The organism is Peribacillus sp. CSMR9 (genome assembly GCF_033141925.1).
In the GTDB taxonomy this organism is placed as follows: domain Bacteria; phylum Bacillota; class Bacilli; order Bacillales; family DSM-1321; genus Peribacillus; species Peribacillus simplex_A.
Window position 1 is genome coordinate 1 of record NZ_JAOPHO010000089.1, and the last position, 13034, is coordinate 13034.

The following is a 13034-nucleotide window of genomic DNA, read 5'->3' on the forward strand; positions in this document are numbered from 1 at the left end:
CCTGAAATACCAATCTCGTTTAAAAAGGAACTGCTCCATCAGGAATATCTGATTGAAAGTCTTCCTCCTTGTTCTCTTTGCTTCGCCCAATCTCAAAGGCATGGGAAGCCTTCTCCCATTCCTTTCGGATATCATCTTCGGAAGGGTGGACGTACAGGTTCATCGTTGTCTGTATTTGTGCATGACCTAGGCGCTCTTGCACGATCTTAATGTTTTTCGTTTGAAGGTAATAAATCGTTCCGTGAGTGTGTCGGAACATATGAGGAGTAATATGTATGCCTGTTTTCCTCTCAACCTCTTTAAAGGTCGCATAGACGTCTGAATAGGTAAGGGGCTCCCCGACATTTTTCCCCCAAATCTTCACAAACACAAAGTTATGGTCTGGATTATATTCATCAAGCACTTCGTACAAATAATCGTCGTATAAATCCATGAGTCCTTGAGAGATATCTAATCTTCTCTCTCCGGTCTTTAACTTACCCCCGTTAGGTAGTTCACCTCTATCTGTTAGTTGGATTTTGTGTTTCCTTTGTTTGGCATCGAATTGAAAATCTTCGAGAAATAGCGAAAGAACCTCTCCGATACGCAATCCACTTTCAAAAAGTAACCGCACCAGAAATCTATCTCTAATGTTAGTTGTAGTTTGATAGATTAAATCAACTTGTTCTTTTGTAAATACCTTTGCTTTTTCTTTTGGTTCAGTTAATTTAAGAACATTTTTAGAAAGTGATTTGCCCTCATTTACATGATGTAAGAATCCCTTGTATCGGTTTCCGCCAGCACCTACAAACACCTTTTTCATTAGTTTTTCAACAATATCAGAATCAATTAATTCGTTTCGGTATAGGTAATCATAAAATGATGTAACTACCGTAAGGTAGTTGTTTACCGTTCTTTCACTGCGTTTAGCTGGTACTGTTTTGTGTGGTATAACTTTATTGCTTTCATATGGATTCCTAAGCCAAGCAACGAAGTTAGATAAATTCTCAAAGTTCACCTGCTGATAATCAATACCTGTTTGTTTTAAGTATGTAAAGTAAAATTTCAAAGCTGTACAGTAAGTCTTTAAAGTGTTGCTGCTACTTTCCTTGTTATGGAGGTACTTCATATACTTTGCAACAGATTCAACAGGCAAACCATATGTATCCAGTAGAAGATAAGCTTTTCTATTGTTAACAGATATCTCCTCCACTCTCATGAGTACACTCTCCCGTTAATTATTATTTTTGATAGTAGTTCTACCCATAGAGACTACCGTTATTGTTGTTTTGTTAAGGTCCTCGAAACTATCGTTTCTGCGGAGTGCTGTCCTCGCACCGAGGCTATGTCCTCTATCTAAAAACCGCACTAATGTTCTGTCTCTTAATTCCATTTTATACATTTAAAACCATACATTCAATCTTTATTTTTCAAGTCAATTATGTAAATAAAAAAGGATAGTTAGCCCTCATACTGGACTAACTATCCTATGATTTATTATCTTAATTTAATATTAAGCTATCCCTTCTCTGCGTTTATTATTGATATTTAATTAGAGAAATCCATTGAGAATTGCATTGATATTAATGACAAAAAATGTGATGTGATTTTCATAGTTTGCACCTCAAAAGGGAACCCGTTAATTTAGATAAGATAAAAAACAAAAAGGCTTATATTCCAAAGTGTATCATGTATTTACTTTCCTCTTTAGCGTGAAATATTTTAGAAGCTAACTCATTAAGTTCAGCGATTTTTTATACATAGTTGAAGACGTAATCAGGTGAGACTCTCGTTATGCAAAAAATAAACTTTTGTCTGTATCGCTGCCTTCGAGAGTCTCTAACCAACGCGGTTCGGCACGGCCAGGCGAGCTTGATATCCGTTCAACTGCATTTCGATAGTCATCAGCTCCGTTTACAGATCGAAGATAACAGCATCAGAATGGAAGAGATCCAATTCGGATTTGGGCTCAAAGGGATGAAGGAAAGGCTTGAACCATATCACGGCACGCTGTCCGTTCAATCCGGGTCTGGGCAAGGAACTTTCGTCATATGTAATATTCTGTTGCAGACAGAGCAAGTACATGGGGCTTACGAAACGCGAGATGGAGATTCTGGAGCATCTGTCAAACGGGCTGCGCTACAAGTCGATTGCCGCCAAGCTATTTTTATCGGAGGGAACGATCCGCAATTACTGCTCGAATTTCTACTCGAAGCTTGACGTCAAAAACCGCGAAGAAGCAATAGAAATGGCGCGAACGGAAAATATCGTGCAGGCGCTGGAGAACTTTCCGATTTTTCTCTTGTTTTTTTCAAATGCTTCTTCCCCGTAATATTCAAATCGTTTATCATGCAACCATAACAAGTTAACATATAGAAATTTAAACTGTTTTTCAACAAAAAAAGCCGGCTGGGATAGCAGCCGGCTCTTTAACTCTTGCACCCTTTAATTGAAGTATATTATTTCACAAACTTTCTTGAAGTAAAAAACGTTCGTCACCCAAAGAGTCGTACTCTTTCTCTACAATTTTAATCTATTTGTTGTTAGAGTACGCCTGAGCAATCACTTTTGCAGCCTTTGCGATGAGTTTATCATTAAAGCTTGCATTCTCTTCATTGCGACTTGACATGATCGCTATAATAATCGGTTCTCGATTTGGCGGCCACACAATCGCTATATCATTTCGAGTTCCATAGCCACCGGCTCCGCTCTTATCTCCAACCTCCCAACTTTCTGGTACACCAGCTCGAATGAGGGAATCACCTGTAGTATTCCCTTTTAGCCAATTTGTGAAAATTTCTTGCTTATCGGCAGGAAGGTACTCACTGATTCCAAACACCTCAAGGGTAGTTGCAAGTGCTTTAGGGGTACTTGTATCCCGTGATTCCCCAGGAATAGCTTCGTTCAAATCTGGTTCAATACGGTCAGCCATTGTGATAGTATCGCCACTTTCCCGTAACGCCTTTTCAAATCCATCTGGTCCGCCTAATTCTTCGAACAGAAGATTTCCTGCTGTATTATCACTGTACTGCATCGCTGCTTCAGCTATCTTTCCAAGACTCATTCCTTTGTTCACAAAGTCTTCTGTAATCGGAGAATAGGTAACAATATCTTCATTGGTGAATGTCCTTATTTCCTCAAGCACTGATATCGGATTTTGCTTTAACAATACAGCTGCGGCTAGGGCTTTGAATGTAGATGCATACGCAAATCGTTCGTTCTCACGAAATTCCACGGTTTCTTTCGTTCCTGTATCAATGGCATAGACCCCAAGCCTTGCATCATATTCCTTCTCAAGTTGTTTAAATTTCTCCATTACGGTTTCTTTTGCCGTAATATTTTCTGACGTTTGGTTAGTTCCCCCGGTATGTTCTATTTCTGCTTGTTGTACAACCTGTTTTTTCTCATCTGAGCAGCCTGCAACCATAAGCACCAATCCTATTGGTGCCAGTATTTGATAAAACCACCTTTTGTTCATGATATAAACCTCCTAATTATTTGATTAGACTCTTATGTACGAATTGAAAAAACAACCTCATGCAAGGAGTTTTAACGGATTACGTTTGTAGTCTGATTACATCTGTAGTATAGTATTACATATGTAATCAAGTAAAGTCAATTCTTAATTTTTTAACCATCAAGCTACTATAAATATGCTATATACCTGTTTTTTAAAAATTAAAAATCAAGAGAGTAGGTATTGAAGGACATGTTTTTAACTCATTTTATATTAGGTTTATTGGTGTCTTCATTTTCCGTTACTGTTATCCTACTTATACGAAAATGGTTTGGAAGACAATTAACAGCAAAATGGCACTATCATTTGTGGATGTTTCTTTTTATGGCTTTAGCACTTCCATTCATACCTACTGATTTATATAATTTTAATTCTGTCTTTAGCAGTGGGGATATAAATCAGATTCATGCACCCAGCTCTAATATGAAAAAAACTGGAACTGATATGATACAGGGCCTACACCTCATACAAGACTTTTCTGTATCGGTCAATCGGCCGAACCTGTCCTTACTTAATATGGGAGTGATGGGTTTATGGATATCAGGGATGCTTTTATTTACCTTTACTATGGTTCGTGGATGGCTCACAATTAGAAGGATAAAGAATTATTCTTCTCCGTTTTCCAATCAAGAAGTTCTCGTGCTTTTCGAAGAATGCAAGAAAAGACTACGGATAAAAAAATCAATGGAGATCGTTATTTCGAAAAGAGTTCAATCTCCAATGATATTCGGACTTTTTCAAACATATATCGTCTTACCTGCTCAGCATGAAAACTGGCTTAGCTTGAAAAATTACGAGTATATCTTTCTTCATGAACTGAATCACTATAAAAACAAGGATTTGCTGACAAATTACTTGATATTGTTCTATCAAATCATTTATTGGTTTAATCCCCTTGTTTGGCTTGCTTTTAGAGAAATGAGATTGGATCGGGAAATCGCATGTGATACATCTGTTTTACAGTTACTTGATGATAACTCTTTTAGTGAATATGGAAATACTATCATTAATTTTTTGGATCTTTCAAAACGGTCAAGTAATCTACAGTTAGTGACACAATTAAACGGTTCCAAGCTTCAAATCAAAAAACGAATTGAACAAATTTCTGCCTATAAGCATTCCACAAAAAAATCGATAAGAAAAAGCGTCTTTATTTATGTGTTGGCCAGTATCATTTTGACAATCCAATTACCTTTCGTTTTCGCATTTGCGACGGAAAAAGACCGATACTATTTTAAAAATGACAGAGTAGTTTATGAGGATTTACATCAATTCTTTAAAGGGTATGAAGGAAGCTTTGTTTTATATGATCATAACGCACAGCAATATCGCATTTATAATGAAGAGAAAAGTACTTTGCGGGTATCACCCGATTCCACATACAAAATCTATAGTGCCTTATTTGCACTAGAATCAAATGTGATATCACCCGAAGAATCCACTCTTTCCTGGGATGGGAATGAGCAACCCTATGAAGCTTGGAATAAGGATCAGGATGTCTCATCCGCTTTACAAAATTCGGTAAACTGGTATTTCCAAGAATTAGATCGCAGAACGGGATTTGAAACAATACAATCCAATCTGCAAGCGATAAACTATGGAAATTCCGATGTATCTGGGGAATTGGGTGAATTCTGGCTCGAATCCTCATTGAAAATTTCTCCAGTCGAGCAAGTCCAACTGCTGAAAGCCTTTTATTACAATCAATTGCGATATAAGGAAATGCATATCCAAGCTGTGAAGGACGCCCTGCTCTTAGAAAAGAATGAGGAAGCTCGCCTATCAGGAAAAACAGGTACAGGAACAGTGAATGGAAAAAACATCAATGGTTGGTTTATCGGGTATGTAGAGACGAAGAACGATACTTATTTCTTTGCTACCAATATACAAAATGAAGATGATTCATCTGGAAGCAAGGCGGGAGAAATTACTTTATCAATTTTAAAAGATTTAGGAATCTATAAAGAAAATGGAGGGGAGAAAAATGGAGAAAAACATTCCTAGCATATCAGAATCAGAATGGGAAATCATGAACGTGCTTTGGGATAAAGCCCCTCAAACAGCAAATGACATCATAGTTTCCTTACAGGAGAGTACCGATTGGAAGCCGAAAACCATACGCACTCTTCTCGATCGATTGGTTCAAAAAGATGTAGTAGGTGTCGATAAAAATCTAAGAATTTACACCTTTTACCCGCTCTATACACAGGAAGAGTGCCAGCGTGCCGAGACCGAATCATTTATCAACCGTATCTATGGAGGTACCCTGAAATCCATGCTTGTCCAATTCATTCAGGAAGATGCCCTATCTGATGATGATATCAATGAACTACGCTTTATTTTAAATAAAACACCTAAAAAATAATACTATAAAAAAGCGATTTGGGATTTTTCCAAATCGCTTTTTTCGGTCGAAATCGAAATAGCCGCGGACATATTTCCCATGTAATTATCTGCGTAGTTTGATACGAAAAAAATCAGAACTTTCGTCTTAATAATAGTTATGCATGAATTTAATTCAATAGATGTTTTTTATCACGCTTCTTGATAGTGAAGGCTTCTGCAGGGCCTGGAACAAGCAATCGTAAGGGCTACAGGAATAAAACATTTAACACAATCATCCGCAAATTCAAATTAATTGAACAATTTTTTGATTGACACTACCATATGGTCATGATAAGATCACTCTCATACTATATTTACTGAATTTAAAATATTTCGTTTAATTGAATATAATGTTTGACTCTTATCAAGAGAGGTGGAGGGACTGTGCCCTGTGAAGCCCGGCAACCGTCAGTTAATTAACTGATATGGTGCCAATTCCTGCAAAGCAATGTGCTTTGGAAGATGAGAGAAAGGATTGTTTAACCAACCTTTCTACTCATGTGTAGAAAGGTTTTTTTGAGGAGAAAAAACTTTCCTTTCCCCTACAAACTAACATACTAAGAGCTGCTGCCAGCATTAATTTCAGGTATTACAGTTACAACAATCCTTCTAGTTGGTTGCTGGGGCTGGTGCAGGTGGTTTAGGTAATTTGTTATATCTTGAAGGGTTTCAGCTCAATAATAATGATGTTTAGTCATTGTGTTTTATTCAATTTATAGGTGATATATGTACAACAAAAATAGATAAACGATAAGGGAGAAATGAATTATGAAAAAGTGGATATCAACTTTAGCAGTTTCCTCAGCATTAGTATTAAGTTTAGCAGCTTGCGGTACGACTAACAGCGGATCAGATTCTTCAGACAAAGAAAAGAAAATCCTTGTGGGTGCATCAAACATTCCACATGCTGAAATTTTAGAAGAGGCAAAGCCATTATTAAAGGAAAAGGGAATTGATTTAGAAATTAAAACATTCCAAGATTATATTATTCCGAACACAGCGTTAGCTGATAAAGAGATTGATGCAAATTATTTCCAACACGTTCCATATCTTAAATCAGTGTTAAAAGAGAATCCAGACTATGACTTTGTAAATGCGGGTGCTATTCATATTGAGCCAATCGGCATTTACTCTAAAAAGTATGATAGCTTAAAAGATCTTCCAAAAAACGGTACAGTTATTATGCGTAATGCTGTAGCTGAACAAGGACGTATTCTATCTATTTTTGAAAAAGAAGGCGTTATTAAGCTAAAAGAAGGCATCAATAAAACAGAAGCTACGATTAATGATATTGTAGAAAATCCTAAAAACTTAACTTTTAATGCAGATATAGAAGGTGGCCTATTACCTCAAATTTATAATAACAACGAAGGTGATGCGGTTGTTATTAATGCGAACTATGCGTTAGATGCAGGGCTAGATCCGCTTAAAGACCCAATCGCTGTTGAATCGGGTGAAGATAATCCATATGCAAACATTATCACTGTACGTAAGGGCGATGAAAATAAAGAGACAGTAAAAGCGTTAGTAGAAGTACTTCGCTCTAAAGAAATACAAGACTTCATTACTAAAAAATATAAAGGTGCAGTCATACCTGTATCTAAATAAAACACCCTTTCATGAACTATACCCCGAATAATGGACACTTCGAAAAAGGTCCATTACTCGGGGTTCTTCTATGTCTATACACTAGAAAAGCAAAAAATCAGTTTACAAAAAGCAGCTTAATAGAAGCTACAAAAAAACTTAAAGCGTAAATTTCTTAAACATAAATACTTAACTAAACTCAAATTCTTAAGGAGGAAGCCCTACTATGAATTTTAAAATGCAAAACAAACAAAATCAACTAATTGAGAGAATTACGGATCAACATCTAGTTATTCTGTGTGGATATTGCCGTCGTCACGGTCAATCCTCTCCATGTCAAAAGAAACTAAGAAAATCGTGATAATATGCAATCCAAAAGTGATATAAAGATTACATAAAATATTGTATAAGATATACCAATCATTCAATATTTGTAAGTAGTCATATCCAGTCGACACCGACGTATGTAATCACCGAAAAGCCTTTCCCATGAAAGAAATTAAAAGAATCCTTTGATAAGAAAGAAAATAGATGGGAAGAATAACATTAACTGTTGTTCCTTTATTCATTTCACTTTCAATAACTATCTTTCCTTGATGTGCTTTCACAATTTCATAGCAGATCATTAACCCTAAGCCAACCCCTTTTTCTTTGATACTATAAAAAGGTTCTCCAAGATATGGGATACGTTCTCTTGGAATCCCACATCCTTGATCGATAAAACAAATACTTACTTGATGACTATCAAGTGTATCGATTTGAACCAAAATTTCTCCTCCCGTTGACATCGCTTCAATTGCATTTTCTAAGATATTGATAAACACTTGTTTTATTTGGTTTCCTTCACAAGGTATGTAGGGAATTTCTGATTTAAGCTCTGTTCTGATCTGTATATTTTTCATCATTGCTTGAGGTTGCAATAGCGTTATAACTTGTTCTGCTAACATGCTCAAATTATTGAGTTGAACCTTTACTGCTTGTGGTTTAGCTACTATCATAAATCTATTTGTGATTACTTCTATTTGTTCAATTTCTGATGATATTACATCTATGTACCACTGATTTTCTTTATTTTTCATTGATTGTATTAGTTGTATAAATCCTTTAATAGTTGTTAGTGGATTTCGAATTTCATGAGCTATTGCTGTAGCTAATTTTCCTACCACATCAAGCTTCTCTGATTTTCGCAGTAATTCTTCTGTTTTTAAACGTTCAGTGATATCTCGAGAAATAACCATAGCAACCTCTTTTTCACCTAATCTAAAGATATCGATGATTAACTCAGTATCTATTTTCTCCTCAATTTTAAAAACATATTCATCTCGGAAAGTGAAGTTATGTTTTCCCTTTTCGGAATCTTTTATAATGTTTATAGTTTTAATTTTTTCAGGAAGAATATCCATAACAGACATTGAAAGAATTTTCTCCTTACTATAACCCAATCTTTTACATGCAACTGGATTTACGTCAAGAAATAGAATTGGCAATCGATCCTCATTCAATTCTAATAGGTAAACTGCATCAGTTGCATGTTCAAATAGAGCTCGGTATTTCATCTCACTTTCTCGTAATTGTAGAATAGACATATAACTTTCTTGTAATTGTTGAATAGATATATAATTTCACTCCTTCACTCCTAATTTTCTAAATATTCTAAATATTATATATTGGAAAGGGGCTTGATGCAAGAATCCTTATTTATAATTTATTCATATTTTCCATGAAGCATAAAAAGTGGTTCTATATAAATCCTGTTAACCATATGGACAGGTATGAGTTCCCATCTTTTTCCGTCTGGACTCAACTATTTGGAATTACTGCATAAGATCCGATTCTCTTAAAAAAAGTATATAAAACTACTTTTTTTGATATTTTTCAGAAAATTTCGACTTTTATATTTACAACATAAAATTTTTCTTGTATGCTAATCTTACTAAATTAAAAGAAGGTGATGCCAATGAAATAGAGAAAGACGAAGACATATAATGCACATTGAGTATCAAGAAAGCTCTGTTTTTTCTAAAGAATTCTTAGCCTTTGTCCCTTTTTTAAAATACGGATCTTCTCTTAGAAAAATACTAAAACTGGTATTAAAAAATAAAAAAATGAAAGGATTAGATTACAAAGTAATGGTAAATCAAGAAGAAATAGTTTAAGCGACCTTGTGTATCCTAATAGGAATGACAAGGTCGCTTACATATTTTTATTTTACCTTATTATCAAAAATCAATGTATCTTAAAATCTATAAAAGCCCCCTTTAGCATTGTGAATTGCCATAATTCAGTGAAAACCGCTATGCATTTTCACTTATTGCATATCTCTTATTATTAAAAAAAAATCCTAAAACACACTTGAGTTTGCTTATGATTGGAGGGATTTTATGCTTAAGAAACGAGATCTTCATGAAAGCCACGTATTGTACGAACTAATGGCACATCCAGATGTCTTCCCATTTGTACGCCAAAAAGTTCGTTCATATGAGGAATTCTTATTTATGACAAAACAAACGATTGAGGCCGAAGAGCGTGGCGAATTAATTTCTCGAACTATTCTTGATGAGTGGGGAATTCCAATCGGTATGATTACTTTATTCGATATAGAAGATAATTGCGGATTCTTAGGTACTTGGATTGGAAAACCGTATCACGGAAAAGGATATAATAGACCTGCTAAAGATGCTTTTTTTAAAGAACTCTTTAATGAGCTAGGTATTGAGACGGTTTTTATGCGGATTCGAGAAGAAAATATCCGTTCCATAAAAGCTGCCGAAAAACTTCCTTATGTTATAAAAGCAAATGAAACAAGAAAATCGATGTATGCGCAATTAAACAAAAATGGTGCTGTATATGATTTATATGAAATCCCAAAAGATCAATACACTTTATTTCTCTTACAAAAGGATCTATCATATGCAGACTTTTTATATTTACTTGAAGCGTAGACGTTATCGGTTAACCTCTGAATACAATATTATTCAATTTGTGAACTAATGTACGAATCTGATGAATAAGGCTATACACATTTGAGCATTAATTCATAAATGTATACTTTTGTTCTAGGAACATTAAGTTGTGCTATGTAGGCGGGGAATATTTGACGCTTATGCTTTAACAACCTCGTTGATTCTTCCTTTGATCTCATCTAAAATTCACTGGAATATCTTGTCACCCGGATTTTTCAAAGAAACACGTTTTACCAGTTCCAATCCTCTAAAATCGTGCTCTAGCGACATGTTTGTGCTTGGCGATGCTCTACTCCGACAATTAAGGTTTCAGAAGTAATTTGAGAGATTTTATGATTTTGGTTATAATTCATTGTAAGGCCTCCAAATAGATGTTTTTGTCCTTGCCAGCTTAGGACACATTCATCATATCAAGAGGTCTTTTTTCATTCAAACCTCATTTTCAGTTATTACAGGAATGCTGCCCCTTTAGTTCTATAAGAAAAGGAGTTGCTGATCAGCTCCTGGTAATGAAGTAAAGCACCCGTTACATGAATTAGAAATTTAATCAGCTTTTCTTGGTTCTCTTAAAAAATAAATAACCTAAAACACCTAAAATTAATGCTATACCTCCGAAAACAATAACTTGATATATAATATCCCCTAACATAACCTGTTCCTCCTATTCTAATAAATATACGAGATTTTTTCTAAAAAGGTTTTTCAACTGATAGTTTGATTCTAAAAGTCTTATTAAACTAAACTGACCAGTTAGTTCCGTAAGAAAAAGGTTGCCGTAGCAGCCTTCATTATTGAAAAAGCACCAGGTAGTTATCCTTCCTTAGTTTCTCAAATATACGACACTGTCGCTTCTTTCTACTTGAAAATTTACATCATCTTTAATATTAAGCATATAACCAGCATCTTTATAATTCTCAGATTCAAAAGATATACCATATCCATTATTCTCAGGATAACCATATAAATAGCAGACCACTTTTCCATCGTTCAAAAATACAACTTGATTCATTCCTTCATTTACAGTTTCACTAATAGCATCCCATTTATAACCTACCATTTCATATATATCATCTTTCGGGGTATATGGTCCAAAGGAATATACGACATCCCAGTCAAATGGTGTTACATCTAATAAATTTATTGTTTCAACGGAATGTCCAATTGATAACACTTCTTCTTTTAATAACTCTTCGTTTACATCCCATAAATCCTTCTTTAATAGATTTATGAAGATAGCTATACATATTATACCGAAAGCAATAATCACTACTGTCTTTTTAGATTTCATATCTATCCTCCACCTTGAACAGCAATCTTCCTACTGAAATCAGCCACTTCATTATAAAAATAATTACCAAAATAGGTGTGGATTCTTAATGAACTAACTGCCCCTTTAGCTCCATAAGAAAAAGTGCTCCCAAAGCAACCCCCTTATGGAAGTAATGTACCTGTTAGTTTAGCAAGATATATAATCTGCCATAACTAACAATCTTTCATCCTACCTTGTCCTTGAAAAATTGGCCTTTCTATTAGTAATGATATGGGTTTTACCTTGAACAAAAGGTAATGTGTAAATAATGCTATTATCACTCCATTTAAAATTCCCGCAACTACATCTAAAGGATAGTGAACCCCTACCCATATTCTTGAGAAAGCTACTACTATCGCAAGAATAAACCATGTATATTTAAAATGATGGGATGATAGCCAAAGAGTAACAGCAATTGCTATTGCAGATGTAGCATGGTCACTTGGAAAAGAGGAATTAGCAGAATGCTCAACGAGTTGAATAATTTCATGCGATATAAACGGTCGCTCTCTATAAATGAATAACTCAATAATTCTGTTTATTGAATATGCCAAAGTAAATGAAAACATAGCCTGAAAAGCTATCACACGGAAATTACTTTTATTTAGTAGCCATAACATCAAAATTAATAAAACAAAAGCATATTGAACATATTCCGCAAAGAAAATCATTATGTTATCTAATAATGGATATTGTTGGACTTTACTATTGATGAATTTAAACCATTCATAATCTGCTTCCATAAAACTCATTTCATAATCTCCTTTAATGTACCTGCCTAGTTAGCTGTTCTCCTATTCTCTCTAATTTAATATTAACAATTATTGCCTATTATTTCAATTTCTTATAGAGCTAACCTGCCCCTTTGGTGCAATAAAAAAAAGGCTGCCGCAGCAACCTTTCTTAACGAAGTAAAGCATCCGTTAGTTGATTAAATTAACCAAAACAGCTACGAAAATCATTACTGTAATCAAAGTCGACCAGCCTACTTTTTTTGTTACCGATTTCTGAAGGAATTTGATTTTAGATAAAGTAAAGTTTATGCACAAAACTACAACTATAATAAACAAAAATCTTAGCCAATAGTTGATGCCCATTTTATCAAGATACGGCTCAAGAAAGAGTAATGCAATGAATATTGTAAAACCGTATGCAACATTTTCCCACTTCAATTTTTTTACCCACCTTATGATTTAAAGCTTCATTATAATAGAATCTGGATTGTCAACACTAAATCAAACAACTTTTTTAAGGGATAATTTTTTATATTCTAGAGGACTTAAGTAGCCAAGAG

10 protein-coding genes, 4 pseudogenes and 1 riboswitch are annotated in these 13034 nt (G+C 34.7%); of the genes and pseudogenes, 7 read left to right on the forward strand and 7 right to left on the reverse strand.

Annotated elements, in window-relative coordinates; all coding sequences use genetic code 11:
• Positions 1-19: 19 nt before the first annotated feature.
• Together N9I19_RS22290 and N9I19_RS25350 are read right to left on the reverse strand one after the other, a co-directional pair.
• Positions 20-1198, reverse strand: coding sequence for a tyrosine-type recombinase/integrase (locus N9I19_RS22290; protein ID WP_317779012.1), 1179 nt, complete (start codon positions 1196-1198; stop codon positions 20-22).
• Between the two features lie 451 nt (positions 1199-1649).
• Positions 1650-1756, reverse strand: a pseudogene (locus N9I19_RS25350) (short-chain dehydrogenase); the annotation flags it as partial.
• 5 nt (positions 1757-1761) lie between these two features.
• On the opposite strand from N9I19_RS25350, the pseudogene N9I19_RS22295 reads away from it, so the two are divergent.
• A pseudogene (locus tag N9I19_RS22295) lies at positions 1762-2251 on the forward strand (helix-turn-helix transcriptional regulator); the annotation flags it as partial.
• Positions 2252-2512: 261 nt separating this feature from the next.
• On the opposite strand, the gene bla reads toward N9I19_RS22295, so the two are convergent.
• Complete coding sequence (bla, locus tag N9I19_RS22300) at positions 2513-3406, reverse strand: class A beta-lactamase (RefSeq protein WP_411730796.1); 894 nt, start codon at positions 3404-3406, stop codon at positions 2513-2515.
• A gap of 282 nt (positions 3407-3688) precedes the next feature.
• Here bla and N9I19_RS22305 point away from each other — a divergent pair, with 282 nt between their 5' ends.
• The 4 genes and pseudogenes from N9I19_RS22305 to N9I19_RS22320 all read left to right on the forward strand — a co-directional run bounded on the left by N9I19_RS22305 (position 3689) and on the right by N9I19_RS22320 (position 7489).
• On the forward strand, positions 3689-5500 hold the full coding sequence (locus tag N9I19_RS22305; RefSeq protein ID WP_317779017.1) for a BlaR1 family beta-lactam sensor/signal transducer: 1812 nt from the start codon (positions 3689-3691) through the stop codon (positions 5498-5500).
• Positions 5481-5861, forward strand: coding sequence for a penicillinase repressor BlaI (blaI, locus tag N9I19_RS22310; protein ID WP_317779014.1), 381 nt, complete (start codon positions 5481-5483; stop codon positions 5859-5861). Before N9I19_RS22305 ends, blaI begins: the two co-directional genes overlap by 20 nt.
• Positions 5862-6239: 378 nt before the next feature.
• Positions 6240-6350, forward strand: a riboswitch (SAM riboswitch).
• 92 nt (positions 6351-6442) lie between these two features.
• A pseudogene (locus tag N9I19_RS22315) lies at positions 6443-6572 on the forward strand (ABC transporter permease); the annotation flags it as partial.
• A 77-nt stretch (positions 6573-6649) separates the two neighbouring features.
• A complete protein-coding gene (locus N9I19_RS22320) occupies positions 6650-7489 on the forward strand; it encodes a MetQ/NlpA family ABC transporter substrate-binding protein (RefSeq protein WP_089364829.1) in 840 nt (279 codons plus the stop codon).
• A gap of 449 nt (positions 7490-7938) precedes the next feature.
• Here N9I19_RS22320 and N9I19_RS22325 read toward each other — a convergent pair.
• Positions 7939-9042, reverse strand: a pseudogene (locus tag N9I19_RS22325) (ATP-binding protein); the annotation flags it as partial.
• A 411-nt stretch (positions 9043-9453) separates the two neighbouring features.
• Between N9I19_RS22325 and N9I19_RS22330 the strand changes: the two are divergent.
• Positions 9454-9624: a hypothetical protein gene (locus tag N9I19_RS22330; protein ID WP_155727436.1), complete on the forward strand. Its 171-nt coding sequence runs from the start codon at positions 9454-9456 to the stop codon at positions 9622-9624.
• Between the two features lie 225 nt (positions 9625-9849).
• Complete coding sequence (locus N9I19_RS22335) at positions 9850-10410, forward strand: GNAT family N-acetyltransferase (RefSeq protein ID WP_317779015.1); 561 nt, start codon at positions 9850-9852, stop codon at positions 10408-10410.
• A 568-nt stretch (positions 10411-10978) separates the two neighbouring features.
• Here N9I19_RS22335 and N9I19_RS22340 read toward each other — a convergent pair.
• The 3 genes from N9I19_RS22340 to N9I19_RS22350 form a co-directional block, all read right to left on the reverse strand.
• A complete protein-coding gene (locus N9I19_RS22340) occupies positions 10979-11080 on the reverse strand; it encodes an LPXTG cell wall anchor domain-containing protein (RefSeq protein WP_096341107.1) in 102 nt (33 codons plus the stop codon).
• A 171-nt stretch (positions 11081-11251) separates the two neighbouring features.
• Positions 11252-11719 (reverse strand): hypothetical protein, encoded by a 468-nt coding sequence (locus tag N9I19_RS22345; RefSeq protein WP_317779016.1) that lies wholly within the window; start codon positions 11717-11719, stop codon positions 11252-11254.
• Positions 11720-11913: 194 nt separating this feature from the next.
• Entirely contained in the window at positions 11914-12492 is a 579-nt protein-coding gene (locus tag N9I19_RS22350) for a phosphatase PAP2 family protein (RefSeq protein WP_284469547.1), read from the reverse strand.
• Positions 12493-13034: the final 542 nt, after the last annotated feature.

Coding starts and splice junctions, on each gene's coding strand:
- blaI (WP_317779014.1), top strand. CDS start 5,481: ATGGAGAAAAACATTCCTAGCATATCAGAATCAGAATGGGAAATCATG.
- N9I19_RS22305 (WP_317779017.1), top strand. CDS start 3,689: ATGTTTTTAACTCATTTTATATTAGGTTTATTGGTGTCTTCATTTTCC.
- N9I19_RS22340 (WP_096341107.1), bottom strand. CDS start 11,080: ATGTTAGGGGATATTATATATCAAGTTATTGTTTTCGGAGGTATAGCA.
- N9I19_RS22330 (WP_155727436.1), top strand. CDS start 9,454: ATGCACATTGAGTATCAAGAAAGCTCTGTTTTTTCTAAAGAATTCTTA.
- N9I19_RS22345 (WP_317779016.1), bottom strand. CDS start 11,719: ATGAAATCTAAAAAGACAGTAGTGATTATTGCTTTCGGTATAATATGT.
- N9I19_RS22350 (WP_284469547.1), bottom strand. CDS start 12,492: ATGAGTTTTATGGAAGCAGATTATGAATGGTTTAAATTCATCAATAGT.
- N9I19_RS22335 (WP_317779015.1), top strand. CDS start 9,850: ATGCTTAAGAAACGAGATCTTCATGAAAGCCACGTATTGTACGAACTA.
- N9I19_RS22290 (WP_317779012.1), bottom strand. CDS start 1,198: ATGAGAGTGGAGGAGATATCTGTTAACAATAGAAAAGCTTATCTTCTA.
- bla (WP_411730796.1), bottom strand. CDS start 3,406: ATGGTTGCAGGCTGCTCAGATGAGAAAAAACAGGTTGTACAACAAGCA.
- N9I19_RS22320 (WP_089364829.1), top strand. CDS start 6,650: ATGAAAAAGTGGATATCAACTTTAGCAGTTTCCTCAGCATTAGTATTA.